The sequence below is a fragment of the Rhodococcus sp. WAY2 genome, assembly GCF_009859915.1.
Classification (GTDB): Bacteria; Actinomycetota; Actinomycetes; order Mycobacteriales; family Mycobacteriaceae; genus Rhodococcus_F; species Rhodococcus_F oxybenzonivorans.
On sequence record NZ_CP046573.1, the window covers coordinates 801,955 to 818,442 of the forward strand.

Consider the following 16,488-nt stretch of genomic DNA (forward strand, 5'->3'; position numbering starts at 1 on the left):
ACGGATTCGATATCCACGAAGACGAGGTCATCGCCTGGATTGCCGACATGGAATGGATGCTGGGACCGCTGCTGATCATGATCGAATGAAGCTACTCGAGGGGCCCTCTTGCTGTGCCGCAATCTGTCTGCCCTCCTTTGGAGCTGTCCAGCGGTCGACGGTTCCCGGAGGTTCGAACACCCCTGAGTGACGTGAAACTTCGTAGTTTCTGCGGGGAGGAGTCTGGCGTCGGGAATGGGTGTTGCGACTTTGAAGCGAACCCGAAAACGTTCAGACCAGGATACGGGTATGGGTGTCGGTACTTCGGCTGATGTGCATGTGCTGAAATCGGTTCACTGTGTGTGGTGCACCGTCAGCGGCGGTGCCGTGGAAACCCCTGCACGTGGGGAGAAGAGTTGCGATGGCACGGACTACCGAAAACCTCGGCGCCAATCTGCTGCATGGGTTGCGTGTCAGTGTGGTGGGCACCGTTCTGTACGCCGGGTTGGTCATGGGGGTGGGTGTGGTGGCGGTGTGGAAGTTTGCGATGCCCGGCGTGTGAGGTGTGGCCGGGTCGCCGGCGGCCGGTGGTGGATCCGCGTACAGACTGTGGTTTCGGTAGTGATTCACGTGTTCATCGATGTTGTTGCGTGGTGGGCGTACCAGTCGAGAAGTTCGAAATGCTCGATGGTGGCGGGGTCGGCGACGTCGGTCGGTTTGTGGCCGAGCAGGATCCGTTTGATCGGTACCTCGAGTTTCTTGCCTGTGCGGGTGTGTGGGATGCCGGGAGCAGTGATGATGTCGTCTGGAACGTGTCGACTTGAGGCTTCGTTTCGTAACCGGTGACGGATGCGGTTCTTTGTGTCGTCGTCGATCACCTGTCCCGAGGCCGGAACGACGAACATTGGCATCCAATAGCTTCCGTCAGGTCGTTCTACACCGATGACCAAGGCTTCGGTGATTTCGGGGAGTTCCTCGACGATGTCGTATATGTCGGCGCTGCCGATGCGGATGCCGTTGCGGTTGAGGGTGGCATCGGAGCGGCCGTGCACGGCGATGCCTTGATCGGTGGTGATGGTCACCCAATCGCCGTGACGCCACACACCGGGGTACGTGTGGAAGTAGACGTCCCGGTATTTCTGGTGGTCCGTGTCGTTCCACAGGAACACGGGCATCGACGGCATGGGTGAGGTGACGACGAGTTCGCCGACCGCTTCACGCACCGGAACCCCGGTGTCGTCGAAGGCGTCAACGGCGACACCGAGCCACGGACACGATATCTGTCCCGGCCACGTCGGAACGGTGGGGGCACCGCCCAGGAAGGCCGTGACCACGTCGGTGCCACCGGTGATGGACACAGCGGGGGTGCCGGCGCCGACGTGCGTAGCGACCCAGTGGGCAGATGCCGCCGGGAAGGGAGCTCCGGTGACACCGACGGTGCGCAGCATCGTCAGGTCGTGGTCGTCGCTGGGCGCGCAGGCAGCCTTTTCGCAGGCGAGGAGGTAGCCGGGGCTGGTGCCGAGCACAGTGGTGTTCGTCTGTGCTGCGATGCGCCAGATGGTGTCGATGTGTCGATGGGTTGGGCTGCCGTCGTAGCAGACGATGCCGGCGCCGAGAAGCAGTGCGGACAGTTGGAAGTTCCACATCATCCACGACGGTGTCGTGTACCAGAACAGGCGGTCGGTGTGGGCGAGGTCGAAGTGGAACGCCAGTGCTTTCAGGTGCTCGAGGAGCACGCCGCCGTGCCCGTGGACGAGGCCTTTGGGTTGACCAGTGGTTCCGGAGGAAAAGACCACCCACAGCGGATGGTCGAACGGCACAGGTTCGGTCAAGAGAGGCTTGGTGGTGTCGGCGGTGGCGTCGCTCCAGGACAGGTAATGGGGGTCGTCGGGAAGACCGGTATTGCGGTCGACCAGGATGGTGCGTTGAACCGACGGTAGGAGCCCGCGGAGTTCCTCGACGGCCTGTCGTTTGTCGTGGTGCCGGCCGCCGTAGTCGTATCCCGTTGCGGCAACAAGAACGTGGGGATCGAGTTGCGCGAATCGGTGCGCTGCTCCGGCCGGTGCGTAGTCCTGCCCACAACCGGCCCACACGGCCCCTAGGCTGGCGGTGGCGAGGAAGGCGGTGACCGCTTCGGCGGTGTTCGTCAGGTATCCGACGACTCGGTCGCCGCGGCCGACACCGAGGTTGCGCAGTGTCTGCGCCAACGCCGCGACCTGGGTGCGCAGATCGGCGAAGGTCAGTGTGATGGGCGTTTCGGTGCCTTCGTGGATCTCGACGACGGCGGTCCGGTCCGGTTCGGCGTGCCGGAACAGGTATTCGACATAGTTCAGTTCGGTAGCGGGGAACCAGTGCACATCGGGCATCCGATCACCTGTGAGCGCCGGTCCGGTAGCGCGTTCACCGAGGTCGAAGTAGTCCCAGATCGCAGTCCAGAATTGTTCGACGTGCTCGATGCTCCACCGCCAAAGCGCCGCGTAATCGGTGGTGTCGGAAATTTCTGCCCGCTGGTGCCGACAGAGCCAGTCGGCGAAGTTGGTGATTCGGGCGTTGGCGATCTGTTTCGCGGTGGGGGTCCACACGGGGGCGGCCATGGTGTTTGTCCTTCGTGCGGTGAGCTCAGGGGTGGGTAGCTGCGGTCGGCCGTGACGTGTCGGGCGCATCGGTGTGGGCGATGTCGGAGTCGATGAGTGCGTCGATCTGTTCGGGGCTGTACCCGAGACCGGTGAGTATGCGCCGGGTGTCGGCGCCGCGGTCGCGGGGGGCGACCCGCACGCTGCCCGGAGTGCGGCTGAGTTTGATCGGCACCCCGGTGGTGCGGTATCCGTCCGTGTCCACGACCATCTGCCGGTGCAGCACGTGCGGGTCGCGCAGGGCTTCGGCGACGTCGTGCAGCGCGGATGCCGGCACCCCACGGGCGAGAAGCTCTTCCGCCAACCGGTGTCGTTGCAACGGGAGGATCTTCCCGGCGAGCAGCGGGCGCAGCTCGGTGACGTTGCTGACGCGGTCGGCGTTGGTGGCGAACCGCGGGTCGTCGGCGATGTCGGGGAGGCCGAGCAGGGCGGCCAGGTGACGGAACTGGCGGTCGTTGCCGGCGCCGATAAAGATCTTTCCGTCGGCTGCGTCGAAGGTGTCGTATGGGGCGATGGTGGGGTGTGCCGACCCGGTGCGTTGGGGGATGCGACCGTCGGCCAGATGAGCCGGGGAGTGCGGGTGCAGCAGGGAGATTGCGGTGTCGATCAGTGTGCAGTCCACCAGCTGTCCTATGCCGGTGCGGTGACGTTCGTTGAGGGCGAGCAGGATTCCGGAGAAGGCGTAGATACCGGTGACCATGTCGACGATCGGCACTCCGACGCGCAGCGCCGGTCCGTCGGCTTCGCCGTTGATGCTCATCAGGCCGCTGTAGGCCTGCACGACGGCGTCGTATCCGGGCATGGCTCCCATGGGTCCGTCGGTGCCGAAGCCGGTGATGCGGCATTGGATCAGGTGGGGGTACCGCTCGCGCAGCAGCTCGTCGGGATAGCCCCACTTGGTCAGGGTGCCGGCCTTGAAGTTCTCCACGAGGACGTCGGCGTCGGTGAGCAGGTCCGCGAGCACTCGTTGGCCTTCGTCGGTGCGCAGGTCCAGGCAGATGTTGGATTTGTTCCGGTTGACGCCGCTGAAGTATGCGCTCATGGCGTCGCTGACGAAAGGCGGTCCCCAGGTGCGGGTTTCGTCTCCGTTGGGTGGTTCGACCTTGATGACCTCGGCGCCGTGATCGGCGAGCATCTGGGTGCACAGGGGGCCGGCGAGAACTCGGGACAGGTCGAGCACGCGAAGGCCGGTGAGGCTTCCGGCGGCCGGTGGTGTGGTGAGCACAGTGGTAACCGTCCGATCGTGGTCGGTAGGACTGATGGTCAGTAGGATTTGGGCAGGCCCAGGACATGGTTGGAGACATAGTTCATGACCATCTCCTGGCTGACCGGGGCCAGACGCAGAATCCGCGATTCCCGGAAGTAGCGTTCGACGTGGTACTCGCGGGCGTATCCCATGCCGCCGTGTGTCTGGATGGCCTGGTCGGCTGTCTTGAAACCGGCGTCGGCGCACAGCCACTTGGCCATGTTCGCCTCCCTGCCGCACGGCAGGCCCTGGTCGTAGCGCCAGGCCGCATTGCGGGCCATCAGTTCGGCGGCGTCGAGGCGGGTCACGGCTTCGGCGAGGGGGAAGGAGATGCCCTGGTTCTGTCCGATGGGCCGGTCGAACACGACACGGTCCTTGGCGTATTGCACTGCCCGGTCGAGGGCGGCCCGGCCGATACCGAGTGCCTCGTGCGCGAGCAGGATGCGTTCGGGGTTGAGGCCGTCGAGCAGGTACTTGAAACCTTTGCCTTCTTCGCCGATGCGGGCGCTGTCGGGGACGAAGTAGTCGTCGATGAATACCTCGTAGGAGGAGACGGCGTTGCGGCCCATCTTCGGGATCGCGTTGAGGTGCACGTGCTCGGGATCGATGTCGATCAGGAAGAGCGACATGCCGTCCGTGGAGCGCTGCACCTGCTCGCGTTTGGTGGTGCGGGCGATGAGCACCATCTTCTGTGAGTCGCCGGCCTTGGTGATCCACACCTTGCGGCCGTTGAGGATATAGCCGCCGTCGACGCGTTTGGCGAAGGTGGAGATGCGGGTGGTGTCGGTGCCGGCGTTCGGTTCGGTGACACCGAAGCACACGTGCAGGGATCCGTCCGCTGCGGCGGGCAGGATCTCCTGGCGGAGCTCTTCGCTGCCGTGCTTGACGATGGTGTTGAGTCCGAAGATGGTCAGGTGCATGGTGCTGCAGCCGTTCATGCCGGCGCCGGAGGCGGCGATCTCCTCGAGTAGCAGCGATGCCTCGAAAATCCCCAGTCCACCGCCGCCGTACTGCTCGGGGATGGCGATACCGAGCCACCCGCTCTTGGCGAACGTCTCGTAGAACTCCCAGGGGAATTCGCACTTTTCGTCGCGTTCGGCCCAGTAGTCGTCCGAGAAGCTGCGGGCGAGTTCGCGGGCACCGGCGCGCAGTTCCCGCTGTTCGGAGGTCAGTTCGAAGTGCATGGGATGGTCCTTTCGATGATGGTGTGGGCGTGGGCGATCAGGGGACCGTCGATCATCTGATCGCCGAGCCGGAACACCCCGCCGGTGGAGGCGTCGGGATGGGCGAGGACGGACTGGGCCCAGGTGATCTGGTCGTCGGTGGCGCGGAAGGCCTCTCGGATCGGGGGAACGTGTCCGGGGTGGATGCAGGCCTTGGCGCGGAACCCCATAGCGGCGGCCTCGATCGATTCGCGCCGGAGTCCATCGAGGTCGGAGATGTCGATGTGGACGGCATCGATAGCAGCTTTGCCTTCGGCGGCGGCCGCGAACAGGACAGTTGCCCGCGCTTGTTCGATCATCGGGCGGTACCGGCCGTCGGGTCCGCGGCTGGAGCGTCCGCCGATGTCCGCGACGAGGTCTTCCCCGCCCCACATCAGGGCCACGCAGTTCGGTTCCGCCGCCAGCCGGGAGGCCGCCAGTACCCCGGCGGCGGTCTCACACAGGGCGATCACGTCGAATCCGTGCAGGGCACGCAGGTGTTCGGAACGGGACGCCTTGGGAAGCATGAGGGTACGTACACCCGCGGCGCGCATGGCGGCGACATCGTCGTCGAACCATGGGGTGTCGACGGCGTTGATCCTCACGACGGCGCGCTCGGGCTCGGCCGCGGCGGCCGCGGCGACCTGGGCACGCGCAGCGTCCTTCCGGTCCGCCCCGATGGCGTCCTCGAGGTCGAGGATGACCACGTCGGCGCGGCCCAAGGCCTTGCCGAACCGGTCCGCACGATCGCCCGGACAAAACAGCAGGGACGGCCCCGCCCCGAGGAGGGTCATGGCTGGTCCTCGGCCGGCAACCGGCGCATCATCGCGGTGCGGCGGGCTTCTGCGACCACTTCGTCGCGCTGGTTTCGCGCGACGTGCAGGAATTCGACGATCCCGACTTCCGGGCGCGACTTCGACTCCCGCTTACTCAGCACGGTCGTCTCGGCGTAGAGGGTGTCGCCGGCCAGGACCGGCGACGGGAAAGCGATTTGCCCGAAGCCCAGGTTGGCCACGGTCGTCTCCTGAGTCAGTTGCGCCACGCTGAGCCCGATCAGCGTCGACAGCGTGAACATGCTGTTGACCAGCCGTTCTCCGAACTCGGTCCGCGCCGAGGCCGCCGCGTCCAGATGCAGGCTCTGCGGGTTCATCGTCAGCGTCGAGAACAACGTGTTGTCGGCGGCCTCGACGGTCCGGCCGGGACTGTGGCGGTAGATCACCTCGGGATCGAGTTCCTCGAAGTACAGACCGCGTTGGTGGATACACAGCTTCATTTGTTCCTAAATATGGACTCGATGGCCTTATATATGGATCAACTTGAGTGTTGCGTGAGGCCCGCCACATGTCAAGCCGGCGGGGGGAGGTGCGGACTCGCGGTCGGCGGGGCACCGGCGGGACGGCTTGACGTGACGTGGCCCACTCCCTAGCATTCGTCCTAGTTCATGAATGAGGACACAAAGTACATAAATATGAACACTTTCGACGCGCGGGCTGCATGCTGTCTGGTCCAAGCGCGATCTCCGGCCCGATTTCCTGCACGACGCGTTCATCCGCGACCATGGACCATAGAAAAGGATCCAGCCACGTGACCGAGCAAATGACCCCACTCAGTACCGCCACCCCACCACCGGCGGCCCACAAGTCCGTCGGTCCCGCCGTGGTGATCGGATCGGCACTCGAATGGTTCGACTTCTACCTCTACGCCTCGATGGCCGCCCTGGTGTTCGGACCGATCTTCTTTCCCTCGGAGAACTCCGCCACCGGCACACTCGCCGCGGTCGCCACCTTCGCGGTCGGATTCCTCGCCCGTCCCTTCGGCGGCATGATCTTCGGCGTCCTCGGCGACAAGATCGGCCGCAAGGCGGTGCTCTCGATCACCTTCCTGCTCATGGGAATCTCATCCGGTCTCATCGGCCTGATCCCCTCGTACGCGTCGATCGGCATCGCCGCCCCGATCCTGCTGGTGCTCTTACGCATCGCGCAGGGCCTCGGCGCAGGCGCGGAGTTCGGCAGTGCGATCGCGGTGTCCTACGAGCACGCCGACAAGAAATCTCGGGGGCGGCTGGGGTCGTGGCCGGCGCTGGGTGTGAACATCGGATTGCTCGTGTCCTCCCTGACAGTGGCCATCCTGACCAGCCTCAGTGACGAGTTCCTCTACGGCTGGGGCTGGCGCATCCCGTTCATCGCCAGCTTCGCCCTCGTCGGCCTCGGCTTCTGGGTGCGACGGCAAATGCCCGAAACCCCGGATTTCGAACGCCTCGCCGCCCAGAAGAAGAAACTCGAAAAGTCCCGGCCGATGCGCGATCTGTTCAAGTCCGACTGGCGGGGGCTGATGGTCGTGATGGCCATCACGATCGGGTACAACGGCGTCAGCTACGTCTTCAAGACCTTCTCGCTGTCCTATCTGACCGAATTCCGGGATGTCGCCGCCAACATCGGGGCCTTCGGCATCACCCTCGCAAGCGCTGTTGCCATCGTCACCGTGCCGATCGCCGGCCGCGTCTGCGACATGGTCGACTCCCGTCGAGTCATCTTGTTCGGGGCCGCGGGCGTCGCCGCCATCGCCTTCCCCTTCTTCTGGCTCCTCAACACCGGACGCCCCGTCTACATCTGGGCGGCACTGATCCTGGCCACCGGCATCGCCATCCCCGCCATGCTCGCCGCCTCCGGATCCTTCCTCGCCCGCCAGTTCCCCACCGAGGTCCGCGCTTCCGGACTGGGTACCGGCCGTGAGGTCGGGGGCGCCTTCGCCGGTGGTCTCGCACCCCTGGCCGCCCTGACCATGGTCACCATGTCCTCGACCAACGCCACCTGGGGAGTGTCCCTGCTCTTCATCGTCGGCGCGCTCCTCATCGCCGGCGGATCCCTGTTCGATCAACAACGCACCATCGACCGGCGCAGCGGCACCGTCGCGAACACCTGAGTCGATGCGTCCGGCCGTTCCCCACCATGGAGGGCGACGGCTGGACGCCTCGGTTCGTGGCAGCACGTCCAGATCAGCGATGAAGGCACTCGCCAGTACGCCGAACCTGGCAGAAATTGACTCACCCCCGCCACGCCGCCGGGCGCAGTCGAGGAAACCGGAGGGCCAACACGCCATGCACGCAGGAAAAGCACCCAAGCTCCTCCGCTCGATGGTCGCCGCCGCCACCTTGTCCACCCTCGGTGCCATCCCGGTCTACCTGCTAAGCGCCCAGTCCGTCCTCATTCGCCGCGATCTCGACTTCGACGAGGCACAGTTCGGGTTCACCGTCAGCGGCTTCTTTGCTGCCGCCGCACTCACCGCGACGTTCGCAGGACGCTTCCTGGACCGACTCGGCCGACGTCGCAGCACGATCGTGGCCGGTGGCACGGCATGCGCAGGCGGTGCCGGAGTAGCCCTGATCGCACACTCCTACCCGATCATGACCCTGACACTCGTCGTCCTCGGCGTCGCCAATGCCGTGCTGCAGATCACCGCCAACCTCTCCCTGGCCGATACCATCCCAGTTCATCGCCAGGGCCTGGGCTTCGCGGTGAAGCAATCGGCCGTTCCCCTGGCCATCCTGATCGGGGGACTGTCGGTTCCAGTGATCGGAACACTGATCGGTTGGCGGTGGTCCTTCGCGTTCACCGCAATCACAGCAGCGCTGCTCATGCTGAGGGGACTGCGAATCCGCCCCAGCAACACCCGCGTCACGGCTACCGCACACCACCCGCAACGGCCGCCGCGAGCGGCGCTGATGCTGGCATCCTGCGGCATGGCGATGGCCAGCATGGCAGTCACCTCACTCGGGGCCTTCGTCGCCTCATGGGGTTTCCAACTCGGCATCAGCCCGGCCCAAGCCGGCTACCTCATGGCGGGCGGAAGCTGCCTGTCCATCTGCGCCCGACTCATCAGCGGTCAACGCGCGGATCGCCGCAACGGCGGCAACCTCACCGTCGTCACCCGGCAGATCGTCTTCGGAGCCTGCGGCTTCCTGATCTTAGCCATCGACACCGTGCCCACCTTCTGGGCTGCAGCGATCCTCACCTTCTCGATCGGCTGGGCCTGGCCGGGACTACTACTCTTCGCCATCGTGCGGATCGGGCGCGACGCGCCCGGCGCCGCCTCTGGGGCACTCCAAGCAGGGGCCTTCGCCGGCGGCGCGGCAGGCCCGGCGATATTCGGGCTGATCGTGTCGCACGCCGACTACCCCACCGCATGGCTGACCTGCGCCGCCGCCATGCTGGTCGCCGCCGCCCTGCTGACCGCGGCACGCCGGGGCTTCCTCCACGATCTGCGGACGCGACCGCTGTCCCACCCCGCCGATACCGTCCACTGACACGGAGAGAACGGATTGCCATGACCACGTCCACCCCAGCAGTTCGCAACGCAACAACGACGCACCCTTCGCCCGCGGCACTCTCATCGCCGGACGGTATCGTGAACCGACCGACGAGCCGAAAGTTGGAGACAGCAGTGTCAATGCCGGGTGACGCGAAAGAACACCGCACTGTCTCTCGGGTCACCAATATCCTCGAGCTCGTTGCTCGCAGCGAAAACGGGACCCGCTTCGCCGATCTCGCCGCGGCAATCGACGCTCCCCGATCCTCTGTCCACGTCCTGATCAAAGGCCTGGTCGCTAACGGCTACCTCCACGACGAGGGCGGCAGGTACACCATCGGTTCGGCGGTCCGCGCACTACTTGCAGCACCAACAGTGCCCATCGACAGCGCCGCCCGGCCCAGCATGGAAGCGCTGCACAACAAGTTCAACGAAACCGTGATGCTGTCCTTCCTCGTCGGAGACGCCGTCGTCTACACCGATGTCATCGAATCGACCCAGATGATCCGCTACTCCGCCCCGCTGCGCACCCGCCGACCGCTCTACCCCACCAGCTCCGGCAAATGCTTCCTCGCGTACGCCGGCGACGCCTTCCGCGAAAACTATCTCGCAGCGCACCTTCCGGACGAGGCTGTGCGAGAGCAGGTCCGAGCCGAACTCCGCACGATCGCAGACGAAGGCATCGCCATCAACCGAGGACAAACCCTTCCCGACGTCAGTGGTGTGTCCGTGCCGATATTCGGCAATGGACAGCTACTCGCGGTCCTAGCCATCGCCGGGCCGACAACGCGCATCGCCGACCGTCTCGACGAGTTCGCGGCAGCCGCCAAAGAGGAAGCACGCCAGATAACGACGCGTCTAGCCCGCTAACTGGCCCCCCGCGCGGATGTAGATGCCAGGTACTTCAGATATTCGGTGGATCCGAATCTGGCACCTCGGTCTAGTTTTCGCTCGGTAGTGCGGCCTTCGAGCCTGATCGCCAACGCTTTTAACGGCGCAAATGCTGCGGCCACCACAAGGTCAGGGCAAGCCCTGCGGACTAGCCGCCGAAAGGATCCGTGTCCGGTCGAGCCACCCCGGCTATCCGTGGCCCAACGGTTTCACTCCCGTCGGCAGTCTCAGACCTTGAACCGTGCCACTACGGCGGGATCGTCCGGCCAGGACCGCCAAAACCGCTCGGGAACACGTACGGGAGGACATCCCCTGGAGGCCGGGCTGAGCCGGGCGGCGGTGCTTGATGTTAACGGCGGAGTCCGGTCGGTCACAGCGATCACCCTCCCTGAAGGTTCGAGCATTAGCGGCGGATGCTTCGACAGAGGGTGGGGGATAGGGTACGGTGCTGTCGGTGTCGCGGCTGACACATCGATGTGGTGTACTTGGAAACCATTGATTAATAACGCAATTCCCATCTAGTTGACATAATATCTGTTACCGGCAATCGAAAGTAGTTGTATGCCAACGAGTGTGGCGCACAACTCTACCGAGGTGATCGTTGCGGGGTGGGGTGAGCCGCAGTCGGGGTCAGCCCTTCGCGGAGGTCGGTCTCCGATTCGATCGTTTCTGCGCACGGATACGCCAGCCAAAGTCGCGGAGATTCACGATGGATGGGTTGTCGGGAACCGCCAACAGGCCCGCGCCAGACCGTCGGCCGGTGTCGGGGGATCAGCGCGCGGAGCCGGGCGGCATCGTTCCGCAGTGTCTTCTGCAGGTGGGGGCGGACGTCCTCGGCGACGTCTGGTGGTAGTGAGCAGCCTTGGTGTACGAGGTCGGCGGTGTGCTCGATGAGCCGCGCCGCTCGCGTGAGGAGCGGCTCCGGCACCAGACGTTGGGGATGTCTCCCTCGTGGTCTCGGGTCAGGACGCCGAGGGTGGAGATCAGTGCCATCGCTGTTGCGGGCTCGCCGGGGTCCTTGTCGGCGACGGCGTGGGCGGCCGCCTCGACGAGGGCGGTGATCGTGGCACCGAGGGTGGGCAGGGGCATGGCGATGGTGCGGGGCAGTGTGAGCAGGTCGGCGCCGGGTGCCTCTTTCTTGATGCTCAGGGCCATTTCATGGGCGAGGGTGCGCAGTGTGTCGTGGTCGAAATACCTGTGGGCGGTGCGTTCGGTGATGCGCATCTGCTGCGCTACGGCAGCGACTCGGTCGGTGAGCAGGTCCTCGAGTTGGTCGGTGGGGACGGTCAGACCTAGTCGTGCCAGTTCTCCATCGAGGGTGGACGCGGTCGTGCTCAGCCATGATGATGGTCGCGGCATCGAGGCCTCCTGATGTGGGCGTTCCACCACATCTGGTCTGTTTATCAGTTCGCCCACTGTGGCGGCGGTAGGTGAACGAAACGTCAGGCCGGACCCGGACGGACATGTCCGGCGGACTACTCGAGCCCGAGTTACGGGTGCGCCTTGGAGGTCAGCTGATTCGGTTGGAGGGCCGGGCCGCCATCTGCACATTTTCCGGTATAGCCAAGGCCCAAACGGATGCTGGTGACCGCAGGGAGGCGCTCAGCCGGTTTCCTCACTCGACCAGGGTTTTCGACATAGTTTGCTGACACGGGTATCGACGCCCTTGTGTGCTGTTCAGGGGAGGATAAGGATCGATTCTCGGCAAATGTCCCGTCACGAAAGCGAGGCACGGCTCACGAAATGGGGTGTCCGGCTTGCAGTCTCGGGCAGGTTGAGGCACCGGGGCATGGTGGTGACTTCCAGTGCTGCTGGCGCGTTTCGCCGACGCTCGTAGCGTGGCGGTGATCGGGCGAGGTGGCGGTACCACGGGCGGTCCTGCACGCCGAGCCCCCCGGCGCCCGGGTTCGTGTATCTGCTGTGCACGGGGGTCGCTGTCGATGGTTGACTGGGGATCGTGCCGACCTCAGACGATGTACGACGGCTCGCCGAGCAGCTGATGGCCGAGTTGTCCCCGGAGCAGCAACGGACGTTCTTGGGCGCGATCGGGGCGGATCGTTCGATGGCGTTGGTCGAGAATGTGCTGCGAGTCCCGGAGCCTGTGGTCGGTGATGCGCCGACCCGCACGCGCGGGGTTCGGGTCCGGCTCGACCTGGTCGGTGCCAAGCCGCCGGTGTGGCGGCGGCTCGAGCTGCCCGGCGATCTCACCCTCGACCGGCTGCATGTGGTGATCCAGGCCGTCATGGGGTGGCTCGATGGCCATCTGCACCGGTTCCGGACGGGCAGCGATCCCCGGTCGCCGTACTTCGTCACACCGTTCGACGTCGAGGAGGGCGAGGACGGCGTGCTCGAAGACGGTGTCCGGCTCGATCAGGTGCTGACCGGCACCGGTGACCGGCTCTGGTACCAGTACGACTTCGGGGACGGTTGGGACCACGTGCTCGCGGTGGAGGCGGTCCTCGACGAGCCGCCCGCCGAGGTGCGCTGCACCGGTGGTCGGATGGCCTGCCCGCCTGAGGATTGCGGTGGGATCTGGGGGTACACCGAGCTGGCGGTGTGGGTGCGGGGCGGGTGCGACCCGGCGTCCGTTCCGGCCCCGTTCGAGGACGCCGGTCAGGCCCGCGACTGGTTGCCGCTCGACTGGCACCCCGACCGGTTCGACGTCGACGAGGCCGACGCCGCCCTCGCGGCTGCGGTGGCCGCGCCGGTCCGGGTGGCCGGGGAGCTGGCCGCGCTGTGCGAGCGACTCGAGCGAGGCGGCAACGGGGCGCTCACGCAGGTCCTGGCGCGGGCGGCGTCGCACGCCGGGGTCGAGGTGAGGGAGGCGGACGCCGCACGCCTGATCGAGCCGTACGGCGCATTCCTCGACCTGATCGGCGAGGGGGTGCGGCTGACGAGCGCCGGCTACCTTCCGCCGGTGTTGGTCGAGCAGCTTGCCGAGCGGACCGGCGTGGCGGGGTGGTGGATCGGCAAGGCGAACCGCGAGGACCTTACGTGGCCGGTCGCGCAGCTCCGCGACAGCGCGCGTGCGCTGGGCCTGGTGAGTGTGCGGAAGGGTCGGCTGGCGCCGACTGCGCTCGCCCGCCGGTGCCGTGACGAACCATTGCCGTTGTGGCGGCACATTGTGTCCCGATTGCCGGTGGGCAGAACCGAGTTCGACCGTCAGGCGGGCTGGCTGGCACTCGCCGTCGTCGCGGGTGGTAGCCCGGCCGAGGAATGGGCCAGCGAGATTCGAAACCTGCTGCTCGGCCTCGGTTGGCGCGTGGAGGGCAGTCCGGTCCTCGGCGTCGCCGCGGTGGTCAGCCCCACACTCGACGTCCTCGAGCTTCTCTCGGGGAAGACGCACCGCGGCCGGCTCACCGGGATGGACTCCGCCGTTGCCGCCACCGCCCGGGCCGTGATCGGCACCGACCACGACGACGCGACCTGACCCGATTTATCCCTCGCCGCAGCTGTGCGTCCGCGTCCCCTCGTGGTGGAGACCGGGCGGGCGTTGTCCGGGCCGCTATGTCACCAGTCGTTTGAGTGGTTGGCCGGTTATCGCCGCGATCAGGTCGAAGTCTGTGTTCAGATGCAGAACGACTCGGTTGCTGGTCTCCGCGGTCGTCGCGATGGGCAAATCCGGGGTCGGCGGCCCCGCGGGCTGGCGATTGAACCCGCGGGTCCGGGATCAGTCCCGGAACCGGTATCGGGCCCAACCTTGTCCCGGGAATGCCCGCAAGAACGTGAGCGGCAGGTATCACTGGGATCGACCGCCCCAGGGGGCCGGGTTGCGGACCGTGGCCCAAAATCTATTTTCGTATTACGATAATGGGTATGGCTGAGGAGACGGTTGACGGAGCGCCCGTCACGGACGGGATGATCCAGAAGTGGGCAGACGAGGCCGAGGCCGGTTACGACGTCGACAAATTGCGCAAACGTGGCCGACCGACCGTGGGGGACGGCCCCGGCGCAGTGGTGCCGGTACGGATGGACGAGGCATTGTTACAGGCATTGAACGCCCGTGCCGAGCAGGAGCATGTTTCCCGCTCCGAGGCGATTCGAGAAGCGGTGCGTGCCTGGACCCAGGTCGCGTGAAGGCGCATAAATCCGCGCTCAAACACGGGATCAGCGAAAATGATGGCATCTACGCGGCACAGCATCGCGTATATACCGCTGGTCTGGACGACGACAACCCCGCGCGCGAGTTCCGGCTGGGTTTCGACCCGAACGGTCGGCTACAACACTCACCTCAGGGTGTGGTGTGCGATCCGGTAAGCGGAATCCCCCATGGGAGACGAACGTCCGACATCACATACCGGATCCACCGGGTGACGAGTGGTTCCGATGGGGTTGCGTCGACTGCGGGGTGTGGTCGTCGAGCTCGAGGGCGACCGCGCGGGTGAGGGCGTCCTCGGCGGGGAGCGCGGCCTGTTCGGCGGGCGAGAGATCGTAGCGGGAGACGGCGATCGGCTGGGTGGTGCCGGCCAGTGCGTACCGGACGACGGACTCGTTCTTGTCCGCCGCGGCGTCCCCGTCGATGGCGAGGAACTCGAGCGTGAAGGGATCCTTGGTGATCTGCTGAGCGAGCTCGGAATCGGTGCGCTCGAGAGCGTGCGGGAAGTTGGAGGGGGCGGCACCCTCTCACTGGTGCAGTTGGGTCTTGATCTGGTGCGCCAGCACGGGGCGACTCCAGCCATGTGCGATGTCCTTGGCGCTGTACCAGTCGCGTAACTCGGCGTCATCGAGCTTTCGAGCAACTCGATGACATGACCCCACGGCAATTGGCCAACGGGTCGTTGACCGATTGCATCGGGGTCGGGCCACGCCTCGGCGAACCTGCGCATGTACTTGAGGTTGGCCGGTGAGAACCCCTTCGCTCCGGGGAACTCTGTGCGCAGATCCGCGGAGAGTCGGGAGAGGACCTTGCTGCCCCACGGGGCTGTCTTCTGTCGCTCGATGATCGTCGCCCCGGTCTGCCAATAGAGCCTGAGCAGTTCGGTGTTCACTCGGCGCTGGGCGATGTAGCGCGCCTCATGCACGAGCCGCTTGATGCTCTCGAGCGTGGCGGCGTAGTCGGTAGGGACGGGGGAGGACATTGCTCGAGGCTAATGGAATCGGCTGACCCCGCTGGTATCGCGGGATGCGACCCAGCTGAAGCAGGGGCGGGAGCGGCAGAGGAGTCTGGGCCACCAGCCGGGTCCGTTTGAGGATCGGTTATCGGCCCGGCGGGCGGAGATGGGAGTGCACCTGCAGGTTCACGTGCACCAGTGCATGTGATGCAGCGTGTGAACGTGCGTGTATCAACTGAGGCTGGGCTCAGCGGCGGCCGGGAACACGCACGGCGGACATGCTGAGCGGGCGAAGGAGTGCGGCACGGCGGAGGTCGGAACGTGGAGGCATCTCTGCGCGGCCGAAGAAGCGAGGTCGAATCGCGCGATTACGCAACGATGCCCCCACGGTGGGCGGCGGACCCGGCACGGAGCCATCTACTGCAGGTTTGACGCCGAAACCCTTCCCCCGCAAGGGGGGAGGCGGAGCGAGCGCCAGCAGCAACTAGTGACCACGGCCGCAGCCCGGCCGGGACGCTCGACGGCGAGGATTGCCCGGGCCTTCTGGGCGCCCGTCGTGTGGCTCATGGGTATTAACCCATCCTGGCAGTCACGTCTCGTGGGGGGAGTGGGTAGTGGTGGAACCGGTCGACGGCATCGACAGAGACTGCGTTCGGCGGTGAGAGAAAGCAACAGTTACACGCCAGGCATTGTCGGGTACGAGAGTTCCTGGACGAGAACGTTGTCGAGTTCCGTGCAGACAAAGCTCGGCGCATTTCGAAGGGGACGGGGCGGCTCGGTGGTGGGGCGTAGCTCATTTCGTGTGCGTGTCCGCTCAGAGGCCCCATAGTGCGAGCAGCGCGGTCCGGAGGCTGGGGGAGCGGACGTAGTGATCGGTCCGTAGCCGTGAGCCGGGGTGTCCGAGGTCGGTGAGGCTCTTCTCGGCGTCGGTGAGGGCTACGGGGGGCAGGTCGGTGCGGGTGCGTAGGAAGAACAACACCGCTCCGCCCGACCGTGGGATCCGCATCGGATCGGAGGTCGCCACGGCGGGCGGATAAATCCACTCGTCGCCGGTGGAGACGAAGACAATCACGTCACCGCGCCGGATGGTGCCGCGTGTGTCGAGGCGGAGCGCACCTGCCGTGCCCGGTGACTCGGTGGTCGCCCGGCGTTCCCACAACGACACCGGTTCTGGCCGCAAG

Annotated in this window: 13 protein-coding genes and 2 pseudogenes; 7 read left to right on the plus strand and 8 right to left on the minus strand. The window is 65.8% G+C overall.

Annotation, left to right across the window (positions count from 1 at the left end):
• Positions 1-400: 400 nt before the first annotated feature.
• Positions 401-541, plus strand: coding sequence for a hypothetical protein (locus tag GFS60_RS38810; protein WP_201453696.1), 141 nt, complete (start codon positions 401-403; stop codon positions 539-541).
• 64 nt (positions 542-605) lie between these two features.
• Here the strand turns inward: GFS60_RS38810 and GFS60_RS33680 are convergent, their stop codons facing one another.
• The 5 genes from GFS60_RS33680 to GFS60_RS33700 form a co-directional block, all read right to left on the minus strand.
• Positions 606-2,573: an acetoacetate--CoA ligase gene (locus GFS60_RS33680; protein WP_159928760.1), complete on the minus strand. Its 1,968-nt coding sequence runs from the start codon at positions 2,571-2,573 to the stop codon at positions 606-608.
• 25 nt (positions 2,574-2,598) lie between these two features.
• A complete protein-coding gene (locus GFS60_RS33685; RefSeq protein ID WP_159929142.1) occupies positions 2,599-3,792 on the minus strand; it encodes a CaiB/BaiF CoA transferase family protein in 1,194 nt (397 codons plus the stop codon).
• An 83-nt stretch (positions 3,793-3,875) separates the two neighbouring features.
• Positions 3,876-5,042: an acyl-CoA dehydrogenase family protein gene (locus GFS60_RS33690; RefSeq protein ID WP_159928762.1), complete on the minus strand. Its 1,167-nt coding sequence runs from the start codon at positions 5,040-5,042 to the stop codon at positions 3,876-3,878.
• Positions 5,027-5,854 carry an HpcH/HpaI aldolase/citrate lyase family protein gene (locus GFS60_RS33695; RefSeq protein ID WP_159928764.1) on the minus strand — a complete coding sequence of 276 codons (828 nt, stop codon included), beginning with the start codon at positions 5,852-5,854 and terminating at the stop codon, positions 5,027-5,029. The genes GFS60_RS33690 and GFS60_RS33695 overlap by 16 nt, the downstream gene beginning before the upstream one ends.
• A complete protein-coding gene (locus GFS60_RS33700) occupies positions 5,851-6,333 on the minus strand; it encodes a MaoC family dehydratase (RefSeq protein WP_159928766.1) in 483 nt (160 codons plus the stop codon). Before GFS60_RS33700 ends, GFS60_RS33695 begins: the two co-directional genes overlap by 4 nt.
• 323 nt (positions 6,334-6,656) lie before the next feature.
• On the opposite strand from GFS60_RS33700, the gene GFS60_RS33705 reads away from it, so the two are divergent.
• From GFS60_RS33705 to GFS60_RS33715, 3 genes are all read left to right on the plus strand, one after another.
• The gene (locus GFS60_RS33705; protein WP_201453706.1) at positions 6,657-7,982 is read left to right on the plus strand and encodes an MFS transporter; all 1,326 of its coding nucleotides are present in this window, start codon (positions 6,657-6,659) and stop codon (positions 7,980-7,982) included.
• Between the two features lie 175 nt (positions 7,983-8,157).
• Positions 8,158-9,363, plus strand: coding sequence for an MFS transporter (locus GFS60_RS33710; RefSeq protein WP_159928768.1), 1,206 nt, complete (start codon positions 8,158-8,160; stop codon positions 9,361-9,363).
• Between the two features lie 143 nt (positions 9,364-9,506).
• The gene (locus GFS60_RS33715) at positions 9,507-10,235 is read left to right on the plus strand and encodes an IclR family transcriptional regulator (RefSeq protein ID WP_236603667.1); all 729 of its coding nucleotides are present in this window, start codon (positions 9,507-9,509) and stop codon (positions 10,233-10,235) included.
• A 792-nt stretch (positions 10,236-11,027) separates the two neighbouring features.
• Here the strand turns inward: GFS60_RS33715 and GFS60_RS33720 are convergent.
• Complete coding sequence (locus tag GFS60_RS33720) at positions 11,028-11,615, minus strand: hypothetical protein (protein WP_236603637.1); 588 nt, start codon at positions 11,613-11,615, stop codon at positions 11,028-11,030.
• Between the two features lie 598 nt (positions 11,616-12,213).
• On the opposite strand from GFS60_RS33720, the gene GFS60_RS33725 reads away from it, so the two are divergent.
• From GFS60_RS33725 to GFS60_RS39545, 3 genes and pseudogenes are all read left to right on the plus strand, one after another.
• Positions 12,214-13,686 carry a plasmid pRiA4b ORF-3 family protein gene (locus GFS60_RS33725; RefSeq protein ID WP_236603638.1) on the plus strand — a complete coding sequence of 491 codons (1,473 nt, stop codon included), beginning with the start codon at positions 12,214-12,216 and terminating at the stop codon, positions 13,684-13,686.
• Positions 13,687-14,072: 386 nt separating this feature from the next.
• Complete coding sequence (locus GFS60_RS33730; protein WP_159928772.1) at positions 14,073-14,333, plus strand: ribbon-helix-helix domain-containing protein; 261 nt, start codon at positions 14,073-14,075, stop codon at positions 14,331-14,333.
• Positions 14,330-14,476 (plus strand): annotated as a pseudogene (locus GFS60_RS39545) (toxin); the annotation flags it as partial. The gene GFS60_RS33730 and the pseudogene GFS60_RS39545, both read left to right, overlap by 4 nt.
• A gap of 70 nt (positions 14,477-14,546) precedes the next feature.
• On the opposite strand, the pseudogene GFS60_RS33740 reads toward GFS60_RS39545, so the two are convergent.
• Together GFS60_RS33740 and GFS60_RS33745 are read right to left on the minus strand one after the other, a co-directional pair.
• Positions 14,547-15,334, minus strand: a pseudogene (locus GFS60_RS33740) (DUF1016 N-terminal domain-containing protein).
• 787 nt (positions 15,335-16,121) lie between these two features.
• Positions 16,122-16,487: a hypothetical protein gene (locus tag GFS60_RS33745; RefSeq protein WP_236603639.1), complete on the minus strand. Its 366-nt coding sequence runs from the start codon at positions 16,485-16,487 to the stop codon at positions 16,122-16,124.
• Position 16,488 lies beyond the last annotated feature (1 nt).